A 26,693-nucleotide genomic window follows, 5' to 3' on the forward strand; every position below is an offset into this window, starting at 1 on the left:
TGTATTTTCAGTTCATCAGACAGAGAGGAGACCAGACATGGCCACGCCAGAGATGAAGGAAACCCTTGAGATTGGCCTTACCGCCGAGGCGCGCGCCAAGGTCGTCGGCATTCTCAACCGGCTGCTGGCCGATGAATTCTCCCTCTATGCCCGCGCCCGCGCCTTCCACTGGAACGTGACCGGCCGCCACTTCAAGCAGGACCACGCCCTGTTCGAGGAGGAGTATGAAGCCCTCGACGAGACCATCGACGAGGTGGCCGAGCGCGCCCGCTCGCTGGGCGGCACGGTGCAGGCGACGCTGAGCCAATATGTGCAGAACCGCACCATTCCCGAGGTGGACAGCACGGAGTTGACCTCCGAGCAGATGATCGCCTCCATGCGCGATGGCCACGAGGCGCTGGCCCGCCAGCTGCGCGAGGACATCCATGCCGCCGACGAGGTGGGCGACGAAGGCACTGCCGACTTCCTCACCGCGCTCCTGGAAGCGCACGAGAAGCGGGCCTGGATGCTGCGCTCGCACCTCGCCTGAGGCTGCACGCTAAAACCCACAGGCTTACCCCCGCGGCCCATTACCCTGCCCCCTCTCGTTGGGCCGCGAGACCGCCGGCCGCGCTCCATTCCCCCCTGCAAGGGAGCGCGGCCGGCACTTTATTTGTCCCCCAGGTTTTCCGGGCGCACGGCCCCGTGCGCGCAAGCAGCCGACGCCCCTGGCATCCTTGCCATTCTGACGGGCCGCATCGGCTTGCCTGCGCCCCTTTCCTACAACCTGTCGGACATACGACCATTCCCCTCCGAACACTGACTTGACGAGGACGAAACGTTCGCCATACGTTCTAGTCCGCATATTTCACGAAGCCAAACCTCAGGGGACAATCGCAATGGAACTATTCTGGGCACCGCAGACGCGGTCAATCACGGCCCTATGGATGCTGGAAGAGGCGGGGCTTCCCTATAGCCGTACGCTGATCGATATTCGCAGCGGGCCGGAGCGGCCGGCCGACTTCCTGAAGGTCAACCCCATGGGCAAGGTGCCTGCCTTGCGCGATGGCGAGGCGATGATGGGGGAAACCACCGCCATCTGCGCCTATGTGGCGGACAAGGCGCGCAGCGCAGAGCTCGCCCCGACGCTGGATGACCCCGCCCGCGGCCGCTACCTGCACTGGCTGTATTTCCGCGCCGGCTGCATGGAAGCTGCCTTCGGCGAGAAGCTGCAGGGCTGGACGACGGATTCCACCGCCGCCGGCTGGGGCAGCTTCGATAAAACCATGGATGTCGTCGAGTCGGCGGTGACGCCCGGCCCCTGGCTGCTGGGCGACCGGTTCAGCGCGGCGGACGTCGCCATGGGCTCCAGCCTCTGGTACGGCCTGTATCTTCTCAAGGTCATCGAAGGGCGGCCGGGCATCGAGGCCTATGTGGCCCGCTGCACCGAACGCCCGGCCTTCCAGCGGGCCATGGCGATCAACGCCGCTGGGGCCTGAGCCCCGCGCACGCAATTCTTTATAGCTGAGGCTTTAATCAACGCGGCGGCACGCGCAAGCGCGCTGCCGCGTGAGGAGCCCCATTGCCCCGAGAACAAGAACAACAGGGGGAAACATGGACGGGCTTTGCGCCAGAGAGAACAGGCGGAGCGCGGGTGGGCGGAGAGAAAATGGGCAGAGGGCGGCTGGCTGGGCGGCCACTGCCCAGCCCCGACTCGGCCATAACAACGCCGCCCAGGCTTCGAACCCCTGCCCCGATGGCGCAGGGCCTCAGGCTTGCAGCGGGGATTCCGGGCGGTTAAAACGTCTGTGGGCAGCGTTTCTCCCGGCCTTCCGGCTGGAAACGGTGCGGATCCGGTTTCGCCGGTTGACGCTCGGGCACGACTCGCCTATACGCCTCCCCTCGTATTTGTCGCCGGGTTTTCGCCCGGTGTCGGCTATTGAAATTGAAGGACCTGATCATGTCGCGCGTTTGCGAACTGACCGGCAAGGGCACCATGGTGGGCAACAACGTGTCCCACGCCAACAACAAGACGAAGCGCCGCTTTCTGCCGAACCTGCAGAACGTGACGTTCCTGTCCGATGCCCTGGGTTCCTCGGTCACCTTCCGCGTCGCCGCTGCGGGCGCCCGTTCGGTGGAGCATGCCGGTGGCCTCGACAAGTGGCTGCTGAAGACCCACGACGACAAGCTGTCGCTGAAGGCGCGCCGCGTAAAGCGTCTGGTCGCCAAGGCGCTGGCCGAAGCTTCGGTCGAGCAGGCCGCCTAAGCCGCCAAACCCAGGCTGATGGGGCCGCCCGGCCCCTCGACTGGCAGGCCGGCACGGCCAGGGCCGCAAAGGCCCAAAATTACGAATCGCAGGATTCAGGGACACTGCGCCGGATATTCCGGCGCGGTGTCTTTTTGTGCGCCCCGAGTAAGGCCGTCTTCCGCAAGGAAGGGAAGGCCGTAGGGCCAACCCCGCAGCGCCGTGGCCTACTTCCCGCCCACGGGGGCGGGCACCGCAGCGGCAGGCAGGGCGAACTTCAGCAACAGCGTGCGCTGCAGCGGATTCTGGTTGTTGTCCGCCATCACATAAACATCCCAGCCATCGCCGCGCGGCGCAACCGCCAGGGCCTCCATGTTATCGACGCTAAGCGGCGGGGCGAGCCGGGCCAGCAGCTTTCCGGCAAGGCTGCCGTCGCTGCCAACCGTGTCCAGATCAACCAGTTCCAGGGTGGCAGCCACGCCATCCATCAGGGAGAAATGGCGGGAGAGAACGAGCGCCAGATGCCGCCCCTTGACGGGCAGGAATACGGCATCGGTGGGCTTGAAATCCGGCACACCCTGATACTTCACCATGGACCATGGCGCGTCCCCGCTCCGGCGGAAGCGGCCCATGCTCGTATCTTCGGCCAACAGCAGAGCAGCGCCATCGCCGCGCACCGCCATCGCTTCGATGCCTCCGTTGCCGGGCAGGCCGCCGGGCCAGTCCTCCAACCATCCGGCCAGCCGCTGGGGTGGCTGGCGCAGCGCCGCCGTCAGGCCCTTGGCCTGGGCCGGGTGGCCTTGCGCGGCCTCGGTCTGAGGCTCGGCCCCGGCGCTGACCGGCACAGCCTCGATCGGAGCCGAATACCGCCAGATGCGATGGTTCCGCTCGAAGGAGACGAGCATGCTGAGGCCGCCCGCCGGGCCCTGGACCACCTCCAGCCCCTCAGCGTCATAGTCGGGCGCGGCGAGCGGCGCGCCGGCCTCATCCAGCAGCGGGCCACGCATTCCGTCCCTCAGGCCGACGAGACGCCCGTTCGCCTCGACCGGGCGGACCGCCAGCCAGTGGCCCCGGTCGGAGATGGCGAGCAGCCGCCCGTCAGGCAGAACGCGCAGGCCGGAATAGCCGCCAAAGCCCTCCGCATCGCTCATGACATGCAGGCCGCCCAGATAGGCGAGCGAGCCCACCGTGGCCTGCGCCGGGTTCTTGGTGTCGAGCGGCACCGGCCGGACGGTGATGGCGACGGATACCGGCCGCGCGGCCTCGAACGCAGCCGGGCCGGGCGCCGCCGCCCAGGCCCCGCAGACGGCGGCAAGGCCGACAAGACCGAGGACAACGCGCTTGCGAATGGGGGCGGAGGGCGTCATGGCGTGCGCCTCCGGCGCGCATGGACAGGAACAGGTGGCAGGAAAGCCCGGAAAGACGGCCGGCAGGCGGGCAGCGAGCCGAATGCCATCAGGCCGCCCACCCTATCGCCGCGCCGCGCCTCGCCCGGCCTGGGGCCGGGACGCCGGGCGCCGGTCCGCCTCGAACAGGCTGGCCAGCTGCTCGGTCATCACCCCGCCCAGCTGCTCGGCGTCCATGATGGTGACGGCGCGGCTGTAATAGCGGGTCACATCATGGCCAATGCCAATGGCGATCAACTCCACCGGCGACTTGGCCTCGATCCAGCCGATCACCTGCCGCAGATGCTTCTCGAGGTAATTGCCGGTATTGACCGACAGGGTGGAATCATCCACCGGCGCGCCGTCGGAGATGACCATGAGGATGCGGCGCTCCTCCGGCCGGCCGATCAGACGGTTGTGCGCCCACAAAAGCGCCTCGCCGTCGATGTTCTCCTTGAGCAGCCCCTCGCGCATCATCAGCCCCAGGTTCTTGCGGGCGCGCCGCCAGGGCGCATCCGCCGTCTTGTAGAGGATATGGCGCAGATCGTTGAGGCGGCCAGGCATGGCCGGGCGGCCTTCCGCCAGCCATTTCTCGCGCGACTGCCCGCCCTTCCAGGCGCGGGTGGTGAAGCCAAGGATCTCCACCTTCACCGAGCAGCGCTCCAGCGTGCGGGCAAGGATGTCGGCGCAGATGGCGGCGATGGAAATGGGGCGCCCGCGCATGGAGCCGGAATTGTCGATGAGCAGCGTCACCACCGTGTCGCGGAATTCCGTATCCCGCTCCACCTTGTAGGTGAGGGAGTGGCTGGGGCTGGTAACGACGCGAGACAGGCGCGCGGTATCGAGCAGCCCCTCCTCCTGGTCGAAGTCCCACGAGCGGTTCTGCTGCGCCATGAGGCGGCGCTGAAGCCGGTTGGCCAGCTTGGTAACCACGCCCTGGAGGTGGGTGAGCTGCTGGTCGAGATAGGCGCGCAGGCGGGTCAGCTCCTCCGCGTCGCACAGCTCCTCGGCCGCCACCGTCTCATCGAAAGCGGTGGTGTAGACCTTGTAGTCGAACTGGGGCGTGGCCTCCGACAGGGGCGCATTGGGCCGCCAGGGGGCAACGCCCTCCGGTCCCTCGTCGCCCAGCTCGGGGCTGACGCTATCCTCGCTCTCCATCTCCGCGCCGGACTGCTCTCCGCGGGCCTCGGCAGGGCTCTCCATCTCCTCCCCGCCCTGGTCCTGGTCGCCTTCGGCGGCGGAAGACTGCTCCTGGCCGTCCTGATCCTGGTCGCCGGACTGGTCAGCCTCGTCCTTCTGGTTCTCTTCCTGCTCTTCCGGGTCTTCCACCGGCTCGTCCGCCAGCCCCAGGTCCGCGATGATGCTGCGGGTCATGCGGGAGAAGGCGGATTGATCCTGAAGGTTGGCCTCCAGCGCGTCCAGGTGCGCGCCTGCCCTGGCCTCGATGCTGGCGCGGACCATATCGACCGCCACGCGGGCACCATCCGGCGGCGCCTGCCCGGTCAGCCGTTCGCGGATCATGAGGCCGATGGCGCTGGCCAGCGGCACCTCCTCCGAACTCTTGGCGCGGGAAATGGGATCAAGCCGCACCCGCGCCTCGGTCATGCGGGCAAGGTTTTCCGCCACGCCCGCCATCTCGCGGCTGCCGATGGCCTCCACCCGCGCCTGCTCCGCCGCGTTGTAGATGTCCCGCGCCAGCCCCGCCGCCGGCTGGTTGCGGGCGTGCACCTTGTCATCGTGGTGCCGCTGGCGCAGCGCATAGGCGTCCACCCAGCCGCGCACCTCCGCCACCTGCTCGGGCGGCAGGTTCCGCATGGGCTGGGGCACCCGCGCCTGGTTGCCGAGCAGGGCCGGCTTGTCGGCGGTGAAGGTGACATCCGCTTCCGGCAGATGGCCGAGCGCCCGCATGGTCGCGGCCAGCGACTGGCGGAAGTCCTCAAGCAGGTTGGGTGGGGGCATCACGGGGCGTTACTTGCGGCTGGCCGCCTTCTGCGCCTTGGAGGCGACGGAGTCGGGCAGCTCCTCGCCGAAGGCGCGCTGATAATATTCCGACACGATCGCCCGCTCCGCCTCGTCGCACTTGTTGAGGAACGACAGACGGAAGGCGAACCCGACGTTCTTGAAGATCTCGGCGTTCTGTGCCCAGGTGATGACCGTGCGTGGGCTCATGACGGTGGAGATGTCCCCCGCGATGAAGCCCTGGCGCGTCATCTCGGCGACGCGCACCATGTTGGCGATGGTCTTGCGGCCCGCCTCGGTATCATAAGCCTTGCACTTGGCCGCAACGATGCCGACTTCCGTTTCCGCCGGCAGATAGTTCAGGGTCGTCACGATGTTCCAGCGGTCCATCTGGCCCTGGTTGATCTGCTGGGTGCCGTGGTAGAGGCCGGTGGTGTCGCCCAGGCCCACCGTATTGGCGGTGGCGAACAGGCGGAACCAGGGGTTGGGGCGGATCACCCGGTTCTGGTCGAGCAGGGTCAGGCGGCCCTCCACCTCCAGCACGCGCTGGATGACGAACATTACGTCCGGCCGGCCGGCGTCATATTCGTCGAACACCAGGGCCGTCGGGGTTTGCAGCGCCCAGGGCAGGATGCCCTCGCGGAACTCGGTCACCTGCTTGCCGTCGCGCAGCACGATGGCATCCTTGCCGACCAGATCGATGCGGCTGATGTGCGAATCGAGGTTGACGCGGATGCACGGCCAGTTGAGGCGCGCCGCCACCTGCTCGATGTGGGTGGACTTGCCGGTGCCGTGGAAGCCCTGGACCATGACGCGGCGGTTGAAGGCGAACCCCGCCAGAATGGCCAGCGTGGTATCCGGATCGAACACATAGGAATCGTCCCGCTCGGGCACGTGTTCATCGGCCACGGAAAAAGCGGGCACCTTGAGGTCAACATCCACGCCAAAGGTTTGCCGGGCATCCACCGTGATGTCCGGGGCCTCGAGCGCGACGGTGCGCGGGCGGTGGGCGTGGGCTTCAGCAGTCATAGATCGCAACCTTGCAAACAGCTTAGCGGGTCAGGACGAAAAAGCGGGCGACTGGCTCAGATGCGTATAGGCATCGATCACTTTGTGCAACTGATGCTCTTGGGAGCGGTCTCCGCCGTTGGTGTCGGGATGATAGCGCCGCGCGAGCCGTTTGTATTGTTTCTTGATGGCTTCAAGCGAGGCATCGTCGCCCAGTCCCAGAACCTTCAACGCCTGCCGGTCCTTGGCCGACAGGCGGGTTCCGTCCGGGCGTGCGCCGCCCGCGCCGAACCGGCGGGTGAACCCCTGCATGGCCTTCAGGATACCGAGGGGATCATCGATGTTCAGGTCGGCCGGATTGGCGTTGGTGGCAAAGGGCCGGCTGCCTCGTTCCCACGATGGATGGCCCACGCGCTCGGCCGCCACCTCCTCCTCCGACAGGCCCTTGAAATAGTCATAGCCCGCATTGAAGGCGCGCACATGCTCCAGGCAGAACCAGTGGTAGCCGTCCCGCTCCGGCCGGGGTGAGCGGGGCGCCCGAAATTCACCGGCCTCCGCGCAGCCCGGAGAGTCGCAGCGCCGCCCATCGGCGTGGACGACACGGCCGTGAAACCGGCTGGACCGGCCTTTGGGACGGGACTGATACTCAGACACGGGTTCTCCTTGCTGTAACGCATGCAGGTTCGTAAAGGGGGGAGCGAACAGCCACGGCTGCCGGATGGAGCTTATATGGGGCCTGTTGCCAAGGAAGTCAGCCGCCGTTTGAGCGAAACGTTTCAACCTACCGCATTGGTGGTGCGGGACGACAGCGAACAGCACCGCGGCCATGCCGGCCACCGGGAAGGGGTGGAAACCCATTTCACCGTGGAAATCTGCGCCGCCGCCTTTGCCGGACGCAGCCGGGTGGAACGGCAGCGCATGGTCTATGCGGCGCTCTCCGACCTGATGAACAACCCCATCCACGCGCTCAGCCTGAAGATCACCACGCCGGAAGGCTAGGGCCCGCGGCCTTCACTTCGCAGGAAGTGCTTGTTTTGCAGGGGGATCCCAGCCCCTTCCCGCACCCTCCCGTCTGCTTGGCCGGGCCGCGCCCTGCATGAACTGCGGGGCCCTTGGTGTTCAGTGCCTGCACGCCGGCTTGACCGGCGATGCCCCAAGAAAACGTATGCGGGCCTTGAGGGGGACGTGAGCCCCCCTGGCCCTTTTGCTCACGCGCTCCCCGCATAGGGTTTGATTGCTCGCGCGCCTTCGGGCTGGCCGCCATCCTCCCGGTTCTCCGCCGTCCCGCCCCGCGCGATTCCGACCAGAGGACTCGCAACCTTTGACGAGTTCGAACGTTACGGGTCTGACGGGTCCGCAACGCCTTCCTGGTTGTTACGGAGTCAACAGCCGCGCTCCGTTCGGCGGCGCACGGCAGATGAAAAGGGTGTTCTGGCCTTTGACCGCTTCACCACAGCACAGCGTGACCGCACAGCGCGGCTTCGGACAAGCCAGATCCGCCCTGCCCGTTCGCGCCCCGGCCACCCGGCCGGACAGCGGAGCCGAAAGATCCGACGCAGGGGGACTTCATGGCGCTTAAAACATCACAGCCCTCGGGAATGGAAAGTCAGGCAGTGCTGCGCGCGGCCATGTCCGCGCCCATGCTCGGAAAAGAGGATGAACTGGAACTCGCCCGCCGTTGGCGCGAACAGCGGGACGTAGATGCGCTCAGGGCGCTCACACGATCCTATTTAAGACTGGTCATCTCCATGGCAAGCCGCTTCCGCAGCTATGGATTGCCGGTGTCCGACCTCATTCAGGAAGGAACGGTCGGACTGATGGAGGCCGCCGGCCGCTTCGAACCGGAACGGGAGATTCGCTTCTCCACCTATGCCTCCTGGTGGATCCGCTCATCGATGCAGGACTACATCCTCAGGAACTGGTCGATCGTGCGGACCGGCACCACGGCGGCGCACAAGAGCCTGTTCTTCAACCTGCGCCGCCTGCGCGCCCAGATCGTGGGCGACTACGACGGCCCCATGACCTACGCCTCGCGCCAGCTGCTGGCCGAGAAGCTGGGCGTGCGGCTGAAGGACGTGGAGGTGATGGAGGCGCGCCTGACTGGCTACGACCGCTCGCTCAACGCCATGGTGGGCGAGGACGGCGAGAGCGAATGGATGGATTTCCTCGCCTCCGATGCGCCCCAGCCGGACGAGGAACTGGAGGAGATCAACGACAGCCGCGTGAAGATGGACCTGCTGCGCGACGCCATGAAGATTCTGAGCGAGCGGGAGATGACCATCATCCGCGAGCGCCGGCTGGGCGACGACAGCGTGACGCTTGCGGCGCTGGGCGAGCGGCTCGGCATTTCCAAGGAACGGGTGCGCCAGATTGAAACCCAGGCGCTCAACAAGCTTCGTACGGCGCTCATCAACCGGGTGGGGGACCCGGTGAGCGCCGGACTGGTCAGCAGCTACGGCTGAGGACCACGGAGGGGGGCACCGGCGCGGTGAGCAACGGGCGGGCACGCCCGGAGAGGGGACGGACGATGCCCCGTTGCCTGCCGCGCCGGACCTGCCTCTCCTCCTCCCTCCACACCAGCAAGGCCCTACCCCAACATGGCGGGCCGCCACCTCATCAGCCTCGCAAACATGAGAATTTTCCCAAAGGGGCGTTGATTCCGCTCCAAAGGCAAGACATACATCCCAAACCGTCTTTGGGCAGACTTGTCTGCGGCGTGCCGGATTAGCTCAGCTGGTAGAGCAACCGCCTTGTAAGCGGTAGGTCGTTGGTTCGAGTCCGACATCCGGCACCACTTCCCAACCACTCTCCCGCCCTGGCCTCTCAGCCGCCCGTGCCCTGACCGTCCTCCCCGTGGGGCAGGCGCGTCATCCGCCAGGCGGCCATGGCGCCCGCCAACGCCAGGGGAAGAGCCGCGATGAACACCCACAGCGCCGTCGACCGGGCGCTGATAAGCGTCAGCCCCGCGCCGAAGCCCGCCAGGTTGGCCGTTGCGCCTGCAATGGCCGCGCCTACCGCCTCGCCTGTCTGGCGCACGGCGATGAGGGCGGAGCTGCCGATGGCGCGGTCCTCATCCGGCAGGGCGGCCAGCACCCGGCGGTTCATCAGGGCGGAGGAAAAGCCGAAGCCCGCCCCCATTATTACCGCCGCCGCAATGACCAGGGGCACGGCCGCCTCGCGCATCACCAGCGCGAGGAGAATGGGGCCGGCAAGGATGCACGCCGCCCCCAGCCGTATCCAGCGGTCACCCGTTTGCGGCGTGGCGCCCGAGACGACGAAGGCGGCCAGCGTCCAGGCCATGGCATGGGCGGCCACCGCATAGCCTGCGGCCAGCGGCGTGAGGCCGTGCAGCTGCTGCAACAGCGCCGGGCCATAGATGAGAAAGCCGATGGACGTGGCGGTAAGGAAAAACATGGCGGCATAGCCCGCGCCCGGCACGGCGCCGAGGTTGGCGGCCATGCGCGGCAGCAGGCGATGCGTCGCCCGCCGGTCGAACCGGAGCAGCCACACGAGCAATCCCAGACCCAGGCCGACCAGGGCCAGGGCCAGGCCCGGCCGCTGGATCATATCCGCACAGCCGATGGCGGCAACGGCAAGGCACAAGAGGCCCAGCTGGCGCCAGGGCACCGTTGCGGCCTGGGCCGGCGTGGCCTCCCGCGGCAGCAGAAAGCGGGCGGCCACGGCAAAGAGGGCGGCCTGCGCCGCGAAGATCCAGAAGACAGTGCGCCAGGAGCCTGCCGCCGCCAGCAGCCCGCCGAGCAGAGGGCCGAGGATGGTCGCCAAACCCCAGACGGCAGCCACGGCGGCAAAGATGCGCCCCAGATGCCGCTCGGGAAACAGGAAGGCGATGGCGACCATGGCAAGGCCGGACATCCAGCCGCTGCCGGCGCCCTGAACGACCCGGCCAAGCAGGAACAGACCCATGCCTGGAGCAAGGGCACTGAGCACGCACCCGGCCGTCAGCACCAGACCGGCCATGACCGTGGCGGGCCGCAGCCCGACAATTTCGGAAAACCGGCCGGCTGAGGCCCCGGCAAGGATGGCCCCCAGCAGGAAGCCGGCAACCGACCAGCTGAAGAAGGCATAGCCGCCAAGGTCTGCCCCGACGCTCGGCATGATGGTGGCGGTGACCAGGGCATCGGCAGCGTTCAGCCAGACCCCGAGGCAGATGAGGGCAAAGCGCGGCAACCGGCCTGCAGCCAGAAGATCGGCCCAGGTGGAAGGGGCGTGCCTGTGTTCGCTCATAGAGGGGATGCCGGCGAAGGGTTTGAACGATTTAAAATCAGATCGCCCGGCACTATGGCCGCTTGCCGCGGACAAATCCACATTCGCCAATCCGCACTGGCAACCCCGCCATGGGCTGGGCCTTGCATGCCTGGCGCTGCGTGGCGGAAATTAAAGAGGCAATCGTTCCTTAAAATCATTCAGCAATTCATCATCGCCGTAGAATGAAGCGCAGCGGGCTGCTGCCCATCGCGATCCTTTAAAATCCAAGAATAATCCAGCAGGGGCGTCCATCTGCGTCTGCACAGCCATAAAAACAGGACATGAAAAAAACAGAAGAAGCGCGAGGGGCAAAGCCGCTGGCCGAGCGCCCCTGCTGATATCAAGCGGAACGCAGCCAAAGAAAGCGGGGGCCCAAAAAGAGGGCGGCAGGGTGATGCCGCCCTCCAGTTTTCCCCGGTGAGGGGAGCGTTTTCCAATGCGAGGGTTACGCGGAAACCAGATTAATTCCGACGCCGGCGCGCCAGACCCAGACCGGCAATGCCCAGGCCCAGCAGGCCGAGAGAGGCAGGCTCGGGCACCGGCACGCCGCCTTCGCCGCGAACGATGACGAAGCTTTCGGGACCGCCGTCAACGTCCTCGATGGTGGCCTCCAGCGCCATGCGGAAATCGCCGAAGTCCTCAGCGCTGAAGATGACTTCGTTCACTTCTTCCTGCTGCGCGGCGTCGATGCCGAAAATGTAGTCGGCAATGCCGTTGCCTGGGCTGGTGGTCGCAAACGTGGCATCGCCGTCGATGGCCAGAAGCAGAGTGCCCCCATCATAGAACTTCAGGGTCAGGTCAGTGATGGTCAAACCATCGCCGCCGGGCTCGGTGGCATCAAAGACGATCAGGATTTCGCTTGCATCCGTGATGCCGAGCGAGCCGATCGTGGGAGTTCCGTACTTCAGGTCATCAGTCAGCGGCGGCGGCTCGTTACCGCCCAAATTGACGACGCCGTTGCCCATGAACACGCCAGACTCGTTGGGCAAGCAGGCCCCGCTGCCGACCGCGAACGAGCCGCCGCCGGTAATGCCGACACAGCCGGACTCAGTGCCGTCCTGATCGGGTCCGGTTTCCTGAATCGTCAGGTCACGGTTCACGTTGCCGAAGCCGAAACCGTTCGTGTCATCAGAGTTCAAAACAACCAGACTGGCTGACGCACTGTGCGAAAGACCAAGCGCCGCAACGCCTGCAAGAAACATACTCATCATTATTTTCATTTGGTATCTCCTGTCCCGATAGGCCTTGCGGGCAGCCGACATCTGACAACCGGCTCCCCAAGCCCAACAAGAAAGCCCCAACGGCGGAGCTTCCGCCGTCCAACAAAGCAACTTTCGGGCCAGTCGCTGAATTCCGCACTCTCCGTAACAATTAAATCCTGTTAATTTTACTTTAATCGTAAATATAACCGACAGTTTTATTGCCGTATCAAATGCAGTTTATAGATTTTATATTTATTATTTGCTCGCACCGATGACTACTTAACTTATTATCTTTCTTAAAAATCCGCCATCCGCTCGCCGCAAACCACCCTGGCCTTTCGACCCCAGGGGTTTCCTGCACGGGCAAAGACACCTTTATTCGGTGATTGCGGGAACAATGGCTTGACCATCTTCCCCGCGCTCAATATTTCCATGAAGATCGAAACCAAGGGCAGGAGCCGAATGCTCATGGAACAGGCCGATGCCATCAACGCCTTCGCCGCCCTGGCGCAGGACACGCGCCTGACCGTGTTTCGCCTGTTGGTGCAGGCCGGGCCCGACGGCCTGACCGCAGGCGCGATCGCCCGGCATCTCGGCGTTCCCGCCTCTACCATGTCGCACCACCTGGCTACCCTGGAGCGGGCGGGCCTTGCCGTCTCGCGCCGGGAGAGCCGCCAGATCTTCTATGCCGCCGATTATGAAGGCGCCCGCGGCCTCATTACCTTCCTGATGGAAGACTGCTGCCACGGCCACCCGGAGATTCGCGGCAGCGACAACGCCGCCACGACCTGCTGCCCCACCGAAAGCTAAGAAAAGCCGGGAAGCGCCGGGCAAGGTTTACGGCTGCCTGCAATCCGCCGGCCGGCGGGTGCCCCCGCCCTGCCCAAAGCGCGAAGAGGCGGCGCGGTTGGCCCGAATAGCTCCCTACACCGGCATCAGCTCGTTCACCCGAAGCAGCATGTCGGACATGGAATAGCGCGGAATGTCCGCCAGCCCGATGGGGCCAGGCTGGTCGAGAATGGAGACGTCTGAATTGCGGATGAGGGCGATGATGGTCTCCGCCACGATGCGCGAGCCAACGGGGCCGAGCGGCTCGCCGCCGTTCAGCTCCGCCTCGCGCAGGATGTAATACCATAGCGGCGGCGTCTCCAGCAGCCCCACCCGCTCCAGCGTTGCCCCATGCGGGCCGCCGCGCAGCTGGTCGAGCGTCAGCCGCTCGTGCGGCAGGCCGGTGACGATGATGCGCTCCGCCACCTGCAGGCCATGCGGCAGCGCCACCAGCCGCCCGCGCAGCAGGTTGCGGCTGGCCAGCGACAGCAGCGCCGGGTCCGCCTCTCCCGCGCCGGAGAACTCGGGCAGGCTTTTCAGCGCAAACGCCATGCTGGTATCGATCTTGCGGGCGCGGTTGACGACGAACAGGGGCTCCGGCGGGTGCCCCTCGATCTCGAACAGCATCCGCCAGTCCGCTACCCAGTTGGACGGCAGGGTATCACCGCCGAAGAAGGGCAGTTCGGTTTCGGGATCGGAGCCGGAGAATTGAGTGAACTCGAACAGAAGCTCCAGCGTCGCCTGGGTGATGGCCCCCTCCTGCGAGTGGAAGAAGCGGTTCCAGTCATAGACCGGCCGGACCATCGAGTGGCCGAAGCGATAGGCCGCCACCGAGAACTCAATGGGCATCATGTCATGCAGCATTGGCGGAAAGATCGTGTGGCCGTTCAGCAGCACCTGCTGGATGGCGTTGGCATCAACGATGCGCGGCAGGAAGTCCCGCAGCACGATGCGCTGATAGTGGCGGATCGTCGCCTCCCGCGCGCGGCGGAACAGGCGGGCGGGCGGCAAGGTGGGATAGGCCGCGCGCAGCTCCCGCACGAAGCTGCTGTGAAACTTGAGGAAGGTCAGGTGCAGCTGGGCGATGGCCAGGTTCTCGTCGTTGCGGGGGTCGCCGATGATCGCCTTGCGGTCCTCGCGCGGCAGGTCATTCGGCACTGCCGGGACCGGGTTTCCGTCTCCATCCACGCTCTCGCTGCACATCCCCACCCGCAGGGTAGCGCCATCCGCCTCATAAAGCTGGGGGCTGACCTCCGGCCCGCCGCCGTAGAGGCTGTCGAGATCGAGCGACGGCGTGCGATGGCTGGCCGTGGCGTCCGGATCCGCCGCGCCGCCGCGCGTCAGCCTGGTCTTGTCGAAGGTGATGTCGTGGTCGATGAACTGGCCGAGATAGGTGTAGCCCGCCGGGATGGAACTGTTGGGATCAGTGGTGACATCCACCTCCGTCTCCATGGCGAGGCCCAGCTCAATGAGCGCCTCCGCATCAGGCTGGACCCCCTTGTCGAACAGGCGGCAGAACCGCTGCCGGGGCGCGAGCAGGCGCTTCTCCGGGCTCTGGAAGGGATCGGTGGCCCGCAGCGCCAGTTCCGGCCCTGCCCGTGCCGCGCGCAAGGCAGACGGGATCAGCGCCCCCTCCACCAGCCCCTCGCCTTCGATCAGATACCGCTCGACGCCGTGAAGCATAGCCGCCTCCCTCGATCAGGAAGGGAAAAGCTACCACGCCGCCCAAACCGCAAACAGGCGGATTCGGCCGGTATTCTACCATAAGTTACTCATTTTATTTAATATTTCTAATAGTCGTTCTCTTGCTGCGGCTACGGCATTGCCGGAAGATGGCGGGCAGAGCGACACCGAAACCGACGACCGGATCGGATCGTCTCCGGCATCCCCCGCATCAACGTGATGCAAGCCTGGTTGCCAGCGGAACATCTGGTGGCGACACTCATTGTGAGGGCATGACATCCGGCCCCGTCTCCTCCAAGGCGCCCATCTATGCGGCGCTCATCGGCAATCTTCTGGTCGCCATCACCAAGTTCATCGCCGCAGGGTGGACGGGCAGCTCCTCCATGCTGTCGGAGGGCATCCACTCCCTCGTCGACACCGGGAACGAGGTGCTGCTGCTCTATGGCATCCGCCGCGCCGGCAACCCGCCGGACCGGGAGCATCCCCTCGGCTACGGGCGGGAGCTGTATTTCTGGAGCTTCATCGTCGCCCTGCTGATCTTCGCGGTGGGCGCGGGCGTCTCCCTCTATGAAGGCGTGATGCACATACTGGCGCCGGAGCCGATCGCCGATCCCCACGTGAGCTATATCGTGCTGGGCCTGTCGTTCCTGTTCGAGGGCGTGTCGTGGTGGGTGTCCTTCCGCTCCTTCCGCCGGCTGAAGGGGGACATGGGCTATCTGGAAGCGGTGCGGAAGAGCAAGGACCCGCCCTCCTTCATGGTGCTGCTGGAGGACACCGCCGCCCTGCTCGGCCTCGTCATCGCCTTTGCCGGGGTGTTCCTCTCGGTGCAGCTGGGGGATACCCGCATCGATGGCCTCGCCTCCATCGGCATCGGCCTGCTGCTGGCGGTGGTGGCCGCAGTGCTGGCCCGCGAGAGCAAGAACCTGCTCATCGGCGAGCGGGCCGACGCGCGCCTCAGCCAGTCCATCCTCGCCATCGCGGACGCGGAGCCGGGCGTGACCCATGCCAATGGCGTCATCACCAGCCACCTCGCGCCCGACCAGGTGGTGGCCGCGCTGAGCGTGGACTTCGACGACCAGCTGCTGGCCGGGGACATCGAGACCGCCGTGAGCAACATCGAAGACCGCGTGCGGCAGGCCCACCCGGAGATCTCCGCCCTGTTCGTCAAGCCGCAGAGCACGGAGCAATACCAGCAGGCAAAGATGAAGCGCTACAAGGCCTGAGCAGGCCGCATCACGCCGCGGCCTTGCCCTCCGCCCTCGGCTTGCGCCCGTGGGAGGAGGCGCACCACAGCACGCCCGCCACCAGCAGCACGCAGGAGATCACTTCCAGCGCGGTCGGCCAGCGGTTTTCCCACAGGAAGCCGTAGAGCAGGGCGAACAGCGTCTCGAAGATAATCATCTGCCCGACCATGGTGAGCGGCAGCAGGCGGCTGGCGCGGTTCCACAGCCCGTTGCCAAGGATGGATGCGCCCAGCGCTACCGCGCAGCTGACGCCCCAGAAGCGCAGCCAGGCCTCCCCGCCATGGGCCTCGCCGCCGAGGGCGAAGGCGGGCACCGCGAGCACCACCGCCAGCGCGCCGGTGACGACGCCGGTGAGCAGCGACCAGTCATGCGCCGAAACATGGGACAGGCGGGCGAGCCAGCGGCTGTTGAACACCGCATAGGCCGACCAGGAAAACAGCGCCCCGAAGGCGCAGAAGATGCCGATGAGCTGTCGCCACGGGTCGCCGCCCGCGCTCTCCCGGCCCAGCGACTCCCAGCCGATGAGACCGACGCCAACGACCGCCAGCGCCAGCGACGGCAGCAGCGTTCGCAGCGGCACCGCATCGCTCTCCCGGCTGCCGACCACGGTGACGACCACCGGCACGCAGCCGACGATGAGCGTGGAGGCCGCAACGCCCGCCATCTGCACGGCAGCGGCGAGGAACAGGTAATAGATGATGTTGCCAAGCAGGCTCAGCCAGACGAGCGCAACCCATTCCGCCCGGCCGACCGCCCCCGATATCCGCCGCCAGCGCGGCAGCAGCAGCGCCAGCGCGATGACGCCATAGGCGAGATACCGCGCGGCCGAGAGCTGGAGCGGCGAGAAATCCCCCGCGATCTGGGGCGTCAGGAACACCAGCCCCCACAACGCGCCCGCCCCCATGCCGCTGAGGGTGCCCAAAAGCAGTTTGCTGTCCGCACGCATACGCCAACCTCCGCCGCCGCTATAGCGGAGCGGAAAGCCGCCGTCTTGCGGGAAAACGAAAGGGAGGTGCAGGAGGGGCTTGATCGTTGTGCGCCTCCGCGCACGCGGCCCCCTCCTGCCAAAAGCTTCCCTGCCTGAATTACTTCAGAATCGCGTCGATCGTCGATGCGGTGTTGGGGTGATAGGTGTCGCGGGCGGTGGCGTAGGCGCGCTTGGCGATGGCCATGCCCCAGTCCCCCTGCTCCTTCAGTTCCCGGTAAAGCGGGCGCAGGAACAGCGTGCGGCCGACGCTGTTGAGGAACTCCTCCAGCGCGGGCACGGCGGGCTCCCAGCGGTTGGCGATGGCCAGTTCCAGCCAGGCCGAGCGCACATAGGCGTTGGGCGAGCGGGACAGGTTGAAGGCCTTGTCCAGATCCGCCAGCTTCTCCGCGGACAGCGCGCGCGGCAGGTTGCCCACGAAGCGCAGCCACTCCTGCGTCGACCAGCCCTTGGTCTGGAGGCTGGCGGCGGAGGCGTCGTCTTCCGCAAACGCCTTCACCTGCGCGTCCACGGCGGCCAGCGCCTCGGAGTGGAGGCGCACCGCGTTGTCCGGCAGGCCGGTGCCGTAGGCCCACTTGTCGAGCTGGAGCTTCTCCTCCAGCGCCTTGTCGCCCTTGACGACATGCTGGCGCAGGTCGGCCAGGAAGCCCGCCGTCGTCTGCGGCTGGAAGGCATGGCGGTTGAAGTAGGAGGTAAGGTAGGCGTCCCACCGCTCGCGGCCCAGGATGGTCTCCAGCGTCCGCAGGAACAGCGAGCCCTTGATGTAGTCGATCTGGCCCGACTCCTCGCCGTCATCCCCGCGCAGGCGGGTGGCGGGCGCATCCATGCCGCCGGCCAGCTCGATCTCGCGCATCAGGACATCCCAGTCCAGATCCGCTTCCAGCACGGCGCGCTCCCGGCCGTACATGCCCTCCATGATGCGGTTCTCGAAGTAGCTGGTGAAGCCTTCGTTCAGCCAGCCGTCCGGCCAGGTGGCGTTGGTGACGAGGTTGCCGGACCAGCTGTGCGCCAGCTCGTGCGCGACCAGGTTCACGTTGGAGCGGTCCCCGGTGAGGAAGGTGGGGGTGAGGAAGGTGAGCGTCGGGTTCTCCATGCCGCCGTAGGGGAAGGCGGGTGGCAGCACCAGCACGTCATACCGGCCCCAGCGGTAGGGGCCGTAGAGCTTCTCGGCCACTTCCACCATCTTCTCGGTATCGGCCAACTCGTAGGCGGCGCGGTCCAGCATGGAGGGCTCGGCGTAGACACCGGTGCGCGGGCCCAGCGGACGGAACGCAAGATCGCCCACCGCCAGCGCGATGAGGTACGGCGGCACCGGCTTGTCCATGGCGAAGCGGAAGGCGCGGCGGCCATCGCCCGCCGGTTCGCCCTCGGGCGTCAGCCGCTCGGCGCTCATCACCGCCATCAGATCCTCTGGCACCACGAGGCGGGCGGTCCAGGTCTGGCGGATGCCGGGGCTGTCCTGCGTCGGGATCCAGCTGCGGTTGTTGATGGCCTGCCCCTGGCTGAACAGGAACGGCTTCTTCTTGCCTGCCGTCAGCGCGGGCGGCAGCCACTGCAGGGCGCTCGCCCCCGGCCGGGCGGTGTAGTGCACGATGATGCGCTTCGCCCCGTTCAGCTGCACGGTGAGCGGCGCGCCCTTCTCCGGCTCCGCCGCGCCGATGGTCCACGGCAGCGCCCGGCCCTTGTCATCCGTCACCCGGGTGACGGCGAGGTTCTCGGAATCCAGGATGATCTCCTTCGCGCCCGGCTGGGCCAGAACCGACAGCGCCGCCGTGCCGCTGAGGGTCTGCTGGTCGAAATCAACGGCAAGGTCCAGGTCCACATGGGTAACGCGGGCGATCTCCGGCCGGGCGTAGGTCATCGCGTCCTTCGCCTCGGGCGTGGTCAGGATCGGCGCGACGGCCGGGGCCGCAGCGCGCTGGGATTGGGGCGCGGCAAGGGCAGCGGGCGCGGCGCTGAGCAAAAGGCCCGCGCAGGCGGCAGCAACGAGTGAGCGCATGAAAAGACGCCTTTCAGACTGAAAAAGAATATTGCCGGCAACGTTAACGGCCGCGTCCCGCCAGGGCAATGGGGGCGGGATCTACAGCCCTTCGGTCGGGATGGCGAGCTGGTTGCCGCAGTGCTTGCAGTGGACGGCATCCGGATCGTGATGGCTGAGGCCGCACTGGTCGCAAGGGTAGTAGACCTTGGACGGGCGGACGATGGACTGCGCCAGCTTCACGAACAGCGAGATGCCGACGATCATGATGACGACCGAGATCAGCCGCCCGCTCTCGCCCACCAGGGTGACGTCGCCGAAGCCGGTGGTCGTCAGCGTCGTGACGGTGAAATAGAGCGCGTCGCTGAAGGTGTTGATGGCGGGGTTCTGGTCCGCCTGCGCCTCGTAGACCAGCGCCGAGGCGACGAACACGAAGATCAGCAGGTTGACCGCGCTGCGGAGCAGCTCGCCCTTTTCGATCAGCCACAGGTGCCGCTTGGGCAGGTCGCGCAGAAAAGGCACCGCCCGCACCAGCCGCACCACGCGCAGAACCCGCAGGAAAGCAAAGCTGCCGGTGAACCCCGGCCAGAGGAGGGAGCAGACGATCACCAAATCGAGAATGGTGCTCGGCTGCCGCCAGAACTTGGGCCGGTTGTAGGACACCAGCCCGCGCATCATCACCTCCGCCAGCAGCAACGCGCCCAGCACGGCATCGAAGATATCCACCCACAGGGTGTGAGGCGTGAAGGTGAGCACCAGAAAGGACAGGACGGTCAGGACATCGAAGATGAGGAGGCCGAACTGGAACCCATCGTTGGCATAGAGGCGGCGCAGAAAGACAACGATCTTCGCCATATCCCGCTTCGCCATACTCCGGTCCGATCGTACGCTCATCACCAACTCCCCAACCCTATGGCGCCGCGCCTCCTCCCGCCGGCGAAGACCACCGCACGGGCGCGAACCCCTGGCGTCAGTGAGAAAACGCCAGGACGGCCCCCGAGGCAATCACAAACCGCCCCGCGACACTCCAACAAGGACCCTGAATCTACGACTATAAGAACTGGCGGCATGGCTTGCCTGCCCCTGTTCCCGGATGGTAATTTCCACATTGCCCTGAGGGGTCGGCAACCCTTCCTCAAGGCACTCGACCAGCGCGTTGATCTGACGTGGAATGTCTATCCTTCTTATCTTTAATTCGCTCAAGAGATTGAGCACTTTCCAAAAATACGTTTCCGGAAAATACATCGGCGGGGGTTCTCCCCCGCCGATTTTTCCATGGCGGCCACCTGAGCCCCTCCTGGCGCTGGCTCACCATAACATATTAGGAATATATCGCTTTTCCGCCCGGAAAGGCATGCCATTCGCCTACCCGGCCAATTGCGCGGGCCCGCCGTTTGATGCAGCCTCACCTTCTTCGCGCACGGGCATCAGGGGGAGGACAGGATGCGCCAGGCCGTCGTTGCAGCACTGCTGCTTACATCGCTTTGCCAGACACCAGCGCTTGCGGCGGAAGCCGCGAGCGGGACCGCAACGCCGCTGATCCCGCGGGAGGCCATCTTCGGCAACCCGGCGCGAAGCGTGGGGCGCATCAGCCCGGATGGCAGATGGCTGTCGTGGCTGGCGCCAAAAGATGGCGTGCTGAACATCTGGGTGGCCCCGGCCGACAACCCTTCGCAGGCGCGCGCCGTAAGCGCGGAGAAAACGCGGCCGATCCGCTTCTACTACTGGTCGCCCGATTCCGCGCAGGTTCTCTACAACATGGATGATGGCGGGGACGAGAACTTCAAGCTTCACAGCGTGAACGTGCACACCGGCCAGCACCGGGTGCTGACGCCCTTCCCCAAGGTTCGCAACCGCGTCGTCGGCATCAGCCCGCAGGTGACGGACCGAATTCTCGTCGGCCTCAACCACCGCGACCCGCGCTGGCACGATGTTTACAGCATCGATCTGAAAACCGGCGCGCTGACGCTGGTGCAGCAGAACGACGGCTATGCCGATTTCATCGCCGACCGCAATCTCAACCTCCGCCTCGCCGCCAAGGCCCGGGATGACGGTGGCACGGACTACCACCGCATCATGGGCGGCGCGATCGAGCCGAAGCCTTTCCTCTCCGTCGGGCTGGAGGATTCGCTCACCACCCTGCCGCTCGGCTTCAACGCCGACGGGAAGACCCTTTACTGGATGATGTCCAGCGGGCGGGACAAGGCGGCGCTGGTGGCGCAGGACATGACGAGCGGGAAGCAGACCATCCTCGGGCAATCGGACCGGGCGGATGTATCCGACGTGCTGGCCGACCCCAAGACGGGCGAGATGCAGGCCTATGCGGTCAATTACCTGGAGACGCAGTGGACGGCGCTGGCCCCAAAAATCGCCCCGGACATAGCCTTTCTGCAGGAGAAGCTGAACGGCGAGATCGAGGTGACCTCCCGCACCTTGGCCGATGACCGCTGGATGGTATCCGCCAGCCCGACCGATGCGCCGCCGGCGACCTACCTTTATGATCGCCAGGCGAGAGTGCTGACCAGGCTGTTCAGCACCCTGCCGCAGCTGGAGGCCGCGCCGCTGGTGGACATGCACTCCGTCGAGATGCGCTCCCGCGATGGCCTGACGCTGACCGGCTACGTCTCCCTGCCGCCCGGAAGCGACGCGGACGGCAACGCCCGGCCCGACCGGCCGGTGCCGATGGTTCTGCTCGTCCACGGCGGCCCGTGGGGGCGGGATACCTCCGGCTTCACGCGGCTTCACCAGTGGCTGGCCAACCGGGGCTATGCGGTGCTCTCGGTGAATTTCCGCGGCTCGACCGGGTTTGGCAAAAGCTTCATTTCGGCAGGCGACCTGGAGTGGGGCGGCAAGATGCACGACGACCTGATCGATGCGGTCGACTGGGCCATCGGGCAAGGCATCGCCGCTAAGGACAAGGTGGCCATCATGGGCGGCTCCTACGGCGGCTATGCGACGCTGGTGGGGATGACCTTCACGCCCGAGCGCTTCGCCTGCGGCGTTGATATCGTCGGCCCGTCCAACCTCTTCACCCTGCTCGAGACCATTCCGCCCTACTGGGAAGCGCTCCGGCGGCAGTTCTACCGGCGCATGGGCGACCCCACCACCGAGGAGGGGCGCGCCCTGCTGCGGGACCGCTCGCCGCTTTTCCGCGTCGATGCCATCAAGCGGCCGCTGCTCATCGGCCAGGGGGCCAACGACCCGCGCGTCAACGTGCGCGAATCCGACCAGATCGTCGCGGCGATGACAGCCAAGAACATTCCGGTCACCTACGCGCTCTACCCGGACGAAGGCCACGGCTTCGCCCGGCCGGAGAACAACATCGCCTTCATGGCCATTGCTGAGAACTTCCTCCAACCCTGCCTGGGCGGCCGGGCCGAGCCGATCGGCGCCGCGCTCAAGGGCTCCAGCGTCCGCATTCAAGAGGGGGCGGCGCATGTGCCGGGGCTGGAAGCGGCGGTGGCGGCTTCAGCGGCATCGACACCCCCAGCCGCCGAGTAGCGCGATGCGCCCTTGTGTCTTCCAATCAGACTAGTCGGTCAATATTGTTCCGGCTCGAAAACATTGGAGGGGGGGAATTCATGGTCAACAAGAGGGGAGTGGCGCTGGGGTTGATATTGCTTGCCAGCGCCGGGGCGAGCGACGCCTGGGCGGCGGCGGACTGGAAGGCCGCCAACCAAGCCATGGGCAAGGCGCTGGAAGCGGGGGACAACCAGGCCGCCTATGCCCACAGCCAGGAAGCGCTGCGGCTTTACAGGGAGGCAGGCGCGCCATCTGAAGAAATGCTGGTGAACCTTGCCATCAACATGGCGGACATGGCGGGGCGCACCCGCACGGACATCGACGCCAGCCTGCGAGAGATCAAGGCGATCATCAAGGATCTCAAGGAAAAAGGCCCGGCTTCGGCCAAGAACCGGCTTTACCTGCACAATGTCGTCATCGATCTCTCGAAGGCGCGCGGCTATTGGGCGGACGCGAAGAACGAATACCTCGCCCTCATCGCAGCAACGGAGGAAGCGTTCGGGCCGGATAGCCCGGAACTTGCCCTCGTCCATATTGAATATGCCCGTCAAAGCCAGATGCTGGGGCGGATGCGCTCGGGCCCATGGGGCAATGCCAGCGGGCATCTTGAGGCCGCCGAGCGCATCGCCGGTAAACTACCGCCTGCGAACCTCAACCGGCTGGCGATCCTGCGGATGCTCGCCATCTACGACATCGAAGGACGGCGCCACGACGAGGCGGTGCGGCGGCTGGAGGGAATCGTCGCCAAGCTGTCGCCCGACGACAAGGCGCAGGCTTCCCTGTGGCATCAGACCATGGGCACCCTGGCCGCCACCTTGGCGCGCATGGGCGAGCAGGAGAAGGCCGATGCGGCCATCGCCCGCATCATCGCCAACACCCAGGAGAACCCGGAGCCCAAGGCGCTGGTGATGTGGAGCCCAGACCCGCTGGAGGACTGGAACGAAGACCGGATGACCACCTCGGCGACCGCGCACTTCGACATCGGCCCGGATGGCCGCGCCCAGAACATTCGCGGCGAGCTGATCTCGGGCAACCCGCAGTATCCCGCCTATGTGGTGGAGGCGATGAAGAAATGGCGCTGGGTGCCGGTGATTCACGACGGCGTGCCGGAAGTCTCGCGCGAGCACAGCCAGAGGTTCAATGTCTCCCGCGAGCGCGAGGCGCGCACCGGCAGTCGCCTGCCCTGAGGACGGCCCGCCCCGTCTCGGGCAAAAGAAAAGGCCCGCGCTGCGAAGCGCGGGCCTTCCCGTTTCCGGCCTTTCAGGCGCTGCTTAGTAGCGCACCCGGAAGGTCAGGCCATAGGTGCGCGGCTCGGCCAGGAAGTTGGTGAACATCTGGTTGGCCGTGGTGCCGAAGGCGGCGGTCTGCGCCGACGAGCCGCTGCCCTGGAACGGCGCGTTGAAGGCGACCTGCCGGTAGTCCTTGTTGAGCAGGTTCTGCGCCCACAGCTCCAAGCCCCAGCGCCGCTCTTCGCCGTAAAGGCCGACGCGGGCGTTCACCACCATGTAGCCGTCCTGCATCTTCTCCGGGAACAGGTCGGAGCCGGTGTTGTAGTCCGAGCTGTAGCGGAAGTCGGCATAGAACAGGGCGCTCATGCCGTTGCCGCCGATTTGCGGCGTATAGGCGAACGAGCCGGTGAGGACATACTTGGGCGCGTTGGACAGGCGCTGGTTCGGCAGCAGGAACAGCACCGGATCAAGCGGCACACCGTCCGCCCCGCCCACCAGGTTCTTGCGGTACTTGGTATCCGCCAGGGTGAGGCCGGCCGACACGGTGATGTCGTCGGACGGGAAGGCCGTCGCCTCGACCTCGATGCCCTGGGTGACGACGCCCGCCCGGACATCGTTCGGGTTGCATGCGCCGGTCGCCCCGGAGGCGTCCCGATCCGCCCCGCCCAGGTCCGTGCCGCAGCTGTTGACGGTCTGAACGAAGTAGAACTGGCCGTTGAAGGTGTTGAGCTGGAAGTTCTTGAACAGCTGGCGGAAGGCCGCCACGTTCAGGTTGAAGCTGCCGCCCGTGTACTTGAAGCCCGCCTCGTAGGCGTCCACCTTCTCGGGATCGAACCGCAGGTTCTCCACGTCGGACGCGGTAAGGGTCGCGCCAGGCGTATCGAGCGCGGAGCGGTCCAGGTTGTAGCCGCCCGCCTTGTAGCCCTTGGCGTAGCTGACGTAGGCCATCAGGTCGTCGTTGAACTGGTAGGACAGCACGCCCGTGCCGGTCCACTCGCTGTCCTTGGTCTTGTCGGCCAGGGTGAGCGCGTTCAGCTCCGCCGTGTTACCGCCCTGGCAGCCCAGCGCGATGATGCCGCCCGCCAGCGCCTGAGCGGTGGGGTTGGCGGCCGGATCGAGGAATACCGGCGCCAGTGTCTGCTTCAGATTGGGGCAGAAGGTGTTGCTGTTGTCGAAGGTGGCGCGCAGCTTCTTGGTTTCCTCGGTGTAGCGCACGCCGAGCGTCAGGCTCAGCTTATCGGTGATGCTGATGACGTTGTGGGTGAACAGCGCCCAGTTCTGGCTGTCCTGCTTGAACAGGGAGTTCTCGTCGCCCACGTTGTTCATGCCGCCGAGCAGGTCGAGCGCCTCAATGATGCGCCCGCCGTGCGCCCCGGCCACCGCGCTGAGAATGGCGCTGGTCTGCGGCACGCGGCACCCCGGCACGCCGAGAATCCGCAGCGCCTCGGGCACCACGCGGCAGGAAGCGAACTGGCCGTAATCGCTGCCGAACTTCAGCCGGTCCACCATCTCCAGCGATTCATCCGCGAAGTAGGCGCCGACCAGCCAGTCCAGCCGGTTGTCGAAGGCGCGGCCCTGCAGGCGCAGCTCCTGCGAGAAGGTCTTGAACTCGCGGCCGCTGCCCGGATCGCGATAGAGGATGTCCACGTTCGTGTAGTCCGTATCGCCGTAGAGCAGCGAGGAGTAGTCGCGGTAGGCGGTGATGGAGGTCAGGTTGGCGAAGCCCATGTCCCAGTCGGCCTGGAGCGAGATGCCCCAATCCTCGGTCGGGCTCTGGGTTTCCTTGCCCGGCGTGACGGCGATCTCGCGATCAAACGTGTTGAAGTTGTAGCGCCCGCCCAGGCTCTCCAGCAGCGGCACGAACGGGTTGGGCCGCGTTGCGATGTTGCCGTCGGCATCCACGTAAGTCTCAACCGTCGGCTGGAAGGTCGCGCCGCAGCAATGCTCGTCGGTCTTGGCGTAGTCGGCGATCAGCCGCATCTCGAGGTTGTCGTTGGGCGTGAATAGCAGCTGGCCGCGCAGCATGTAGCGATCGCGGTCGTTCATCTGGAAGCCCGTCGTCGGGTCCTCAAGGAAACCGTCGCGCTCGGAGTAGACCGCGTCAAACCGGGCCGCCAGCGTGTCCTGCACGATCGGGGCGGTGACATAGCCGCCAAGGCGCAGGAAATCATGGTTGCCGTAGGTCACCTCGCCGCCCGCACCGAAATCGAAGCTGGGCTTCTTGGTGATGACGTTGATAAGGCCCGCCGAGGCGTTGCGGCCGAACAGCGTGCCCTGCGGGCCGCGCAGCACCTCGATGCGCTCGAGATCGCCCAGCTCGGTAAGGCCAGCGCCGTTGCGGACGCGGTAGACGCCATCGATGAACACGGCGACCGAGCTTTCAAGCCCTGGGTTGTCGCCCACCGTGCCGATGCCGCGGATGCGGGCGGCGGTGTTGGCTTCGGACGAGGTGGAGGAGACCAGCAGCGACGGCGCGAGCTGGTTCAGCTGGCGGATGTCGCTGACGCCGGAGCGCTCAAGACTTTCGGCCGTCACCGCGGAGACCGCGATCGGCACTTCCGACAAGGCCTGGGCGCGCCGGGTGGCGGTGACGATGATCTGCCCCAGTTCAGCCGCCGATGACCGGGTAGCCGGTTGGGCAGTCGCGCCGGTCGCCGGCTCCTCCGTCTGGGCCAGCGCCAGATTTTGGAAGCCGAGAACGCATACGGATGCCAGAAATACACTCTTTCGCATTCGCTCCTCCCCATGTTCAGCCGCGGCGTCTGCACTGCGCGCCGAGCCCTGTCTTTCCGGACGGCCAATCGATTTTTATTTTTTGGCTCAGTCTCTTGGAAGCCTATCACTTATGCGGTTGTGATTAAGTGATTTGAATTAACCCCCAGGTAAAGGATTAAAGCCCGCGTCTTTTGTGCAACTCTACCGACTGCCGCATCACACGCTAGGTCTGGGCTCGGGGGGGCCTGGGTTTCGATTGGGGGCTGGTCGACCTGGGGAAGGAGCGAGCCTTTCCCTCCCAGCACGCCTGGGAAGACGCCCCCCAAAGGCGCGGGAGGCAAACGGGCCGAGCCGGCCAGCGGCGCTGCCTTGAATTAAATTACGGACGACAGGAAGAATTATCGCCATATATCATTTAAAAGAATGATATATTTTTTCACGAACATAGCCGGTAAAATAGCACCA

Annotated in this window: 20 protein-coding genes and 1 tRNA gene; 10 read left to right on the forward strand and 11 right to left on the reverse strand. The window is 65.9% G+C overall.

What is annotated here, in order from left to right; translation table 11 throughout:
• Positions 1–37 precede the first annotated feature (37 nt).
• From L0C21_RS00780 to rpmB, 3 genes are all read left to right on the forward strand, one after another.
• Positions 38–529, forward strand: coding sequence for a Dps family protein (locus L0C21_RS00780; RefSeq protein ID WP_259276565.1), 492 nt, complete (start codon positions 38–40; stop codon positions 527–529).
• A 349-nt stretch (positions 530–878) separates the two neighbouring features.
• Positions 879–1,478 (forward strand): glutathione S-transferase family protein, encoded by a 600-nt coding sequence (locus tag L0C21_RS00785; protein WP_259276566.1) that lies wholly within the window; start codon positions 879–881, stop codon positions 1,476–1,478.
• Between the two features lie 461 nt (positions 1,479–1,939).
• Complete coding sequence (gene rpmB, locus L0C21_RS00790) at positions 1,940–2,245, forward strand: 50S ribosomal protein L28 (protein WP_259276567.1); 306 nt, start codon at positions 1,940–1,942, stop codon at positions 2,243–2,245.
• 206 nt (positions 2,246–2,451) lie between these two features.
• Here rpmB and L0C21_RS00795 read toward each other — a convergent pair whose 3' ends face one another.
• The 4 genes from L0C21_RS00795 to L0C21_RS00810 all read right to left on the reverse strand — a co-directional run bounded on the left by L0C21_RS00795 (position 2,452) and on the right by L0C21_RS00810 (position 7,230).
• Positions 2,452–3,591 (reverse strand): esterase-like activity of phytase family protein, encoded by a 1,140-nt coding sequence (locus L0C21_RS00795; RefSeq protein ID WP_259276568.1) that lies wholly within the window; start codon positions 3,589–3,591, stop codon positions 2,452–2,454.
• 102 nt (positions 3,592–3,693) lie between these two features.
• Entirely contained in the window at positions 3,694–5,568 is a 1,875-nt protein-coding gene (cobT, locus tag L0C21_RS00800) for a cobaltochelatase subunit CobT (protein WP_259276569.1), read from the reverse strand.
• Positions 5,569–5,577: 9 nt separating this feature from the next.
• Positions 5,578–6,597, reverse strand: coding sequence for a cobaltochelatase subunit CobS (gene cobS, locus L0C21_RS00805; protein WP_259276570.1), 1,020 nt, complete (start codon positions 6,595–6,597; stop codon positions 5,578–5,580).
• Between the two features lie 30 nt (positions 6,598–6,627).
• The gene (locus tag L0C21_RS00810) at positions 6,628–7,230 is read right to left on the reverse strand and encodes a J domain-containing protein (protein WP_259276571.1); all 603 of its coding nucleotides are present in this window, start codon (positions 7,228–7,230) and stop codon (positions 6,628–6,630) included.
• 75 nt (positions 7,231–7,305) lie between these two features.
• Here L0C21_RS00810 and L0C21_RS00815 point away from each other — a divergent pair, with 75 nt between their 5' ends.
• The 3 genes from L0C21_RS00815 to L0C21_RS00825 all read left to right on the forward strand — a co-directional run bounded on the left by L0C21_RS00815 (position 7,306) and on the right by L0C21_RS00825 (position 9,370).
• A complete protein-coding gene (locus tag L0C21_RS00815; RefSeq protein WP_259276572.1) occupies positions 7,306–7,575 on the forward strand; it encodes a BolA family protein in 270 nt (89 codons plus the stop codon).
• Positions 7,576–8,174: 599 nt separating this feature from the next.
• The gene (locus tag L0C21_RS00820; RefSeq protein ID WP_259276573.1) at positions 8,175–9,038 is read left to right on the forward strand and encodes an RNA polymerase factor sigma-32; all 864 of its coding nucleotides are present in this window, start codon (positions 8,175–8,177) and stop codon (positions 9,036–9,038) included.
• A 256-nt stretch (positions 9,039–9,294) separates the two neighbouring features.
• Positions 9,295–9,370, forward strand: a tRNA-Thr gene (locus L0C21_RS00825).
• 29 nt (positions 9,371–9,399) lie between these two features.
• Here the strand turns inward: L0C21_RS00825 and L0C21_RS00830 are convergent.
• Positions 9,400–10,821 (reverse strand): MFS transporter, encoded by a 1,422-nt coding sequence (locus tag L0C21_RS00830; protein ID WP_259276574.1) that lies wholly within the window; start codon positions 10,819–10,821, stop codon positions 9,400–9,402.
• 482 nt (positions 10,822–11,303) lie between these two features.
• Positions 11,304–12,062 (reverse strand): PEP-CTERM sorting domain-containing protein, encoded by a 759-nt coding sequence (locus tag L0C21_RS00835; RefSeq protein WP_259276575.1) that lies wholly within the window; start codon positions 12,060–12,062, stop codon positions 11,304–11,306.
• A gap of 384 nt (positions 12,063–12,446) precedes the next feature.
• Here L0C21_RS00835 and L0C21_RS00840 point away from each other — a divergent pair, with 384 nt between their 5' ends.
• A complete protein-coding gene (locus tag L0C21_RS00840; protein ID WP_310593343.1) occupies positions 12,447–12,854 on the forward strand; it encodes an ArsR/SmtB family transcription factor in 408 nt (135 codons plus the stop codon).
• 114 nt (positions 12,855–12,968) lie between these two features.
• On the opposite strand, the gene L0C21_RS00845 is transcribed toward L0C21_RS00840, so the two are convergent.
• Positions 12,969–14,555: a peroxidase family protein gene (locus L0C21_RS00845; RefSeq protein ID WP_259276576.1), complete on the reverse strand. Its 1,587-nt coding sequence runs from the start codon at positions 14,553–14,555 to the stop codon at positions 12,969–12,971.
• Positions 14,556–14,827: 272 nt separating this feature from the next.
• Between L0C21_RS00845 and L0C21_RS00850 the strand changes: the two genes are divergently transcribed.
• A complete protein-coding gene (locus L0C21_RS00850) occupies positions 14,828–15,778 on the forward strand; it encodes a cation diffusion facilitator family transporter (protein ID WP_259276577.1) in 951 nt (316 codons plus the stop codon).
• 10 nt (positions 15,779–15,788) lie between these two features.
• On the opposite strand, the gene L0C21_RS00855 is transcribed toward L0C21_RS00850, so the two are convergent.
• The 3 genes from L0C21_RS00855 to L0C21_RS00865 form a co-directional block, all read right to left on the reverse strand.
• Entirely contained in the window at positions 15,789–16,745 is a 957-nt protein-coding gene (locus L0C21_RS00855) for a DMT family transporter (RefSeq protein ID WP_259276578.1), read from the reverse strand.
• A gap of 139 nt (positions 16,746–16,884) precedes the next feature.
• Positions 16,885–18,783, reverse strand: a complete 1,899-nt coding sequence (locus L0C21_RS00860) for a M1 family metallopeptidase (RefSeq protein ID WP_259276579.1) — start codon at positions 18,781–18,783, stop codon at positions 16,885–16,887.
• 81 nt (positions 18,784–18,864) lie between these two features.
• On the reverse strand, positions 18,865–19,656 hold the full coding sequence (locus tag L0C21_RS00865) for an ion channel (protein WP_259276580.1): 792 nt from the start codon (positions 19,654–19,656) through the stop codon (positions 18,865–18,867).
• Between the two features lie 549 nt (positions 19,657–20,205).
• On the opposite strand from L0C21_RS00865, the gene L0C21_RS00870 reads away from it, so the two are divergent.
• The gene (locus L0C21_RS00870; protein ID WP_259276581.1) at positions 20,206–22,263 is read left to right on the forward strand and encodes a S9 family peptidase; all 2,058 of its coding nucleotides are present in this window, start codon (positions 20,206–20,208) and stop codon (positions 22,261–22,263) included.
• 80 nt (positions 22,264–22,343) lie between these two features.
• Positions 22,344–23,471: an energy transducer TonB gene (locus L0C21_RS00875; RefSeq protein WP_259276582.1), complete on the forward strand. Its 1,128-nt coding sequence runs from the start codon at positions 22,344–22,346 to the stop codon at positions 23,469–23,471.
• 84 nt (positions 23,472–23,555) lie between these two features.
• On the opposite strand, the gene L0C21_RS00880 is transcribed toward L0C21_RS00875, so the two are convergent.
• Positions 23,556–26,246, reverse strand: a complete 2,691-nt coding sequence (locus L0C21_RS00880) for a TonB-dependent receptor (protein ID WP_259276583.1) — start codon at positions 26,244–26,246, stop codon at positions 23,556–23,558.
• Positions 26,247–26,693 lie beyond the last annotated feature (447 nt).

This window comes from Pedomonas mirosovicensis (assembly GCF_022569295.1).
In the GTDB taxonomy this organism is placed as follows: domain Bacteria; phylum Pseudomonadota; class Alphaproteobacteria; order Sphingomonadales; family Sphingomonadaceae; genus Pedomonas; species Pedomonas mirosovicensis.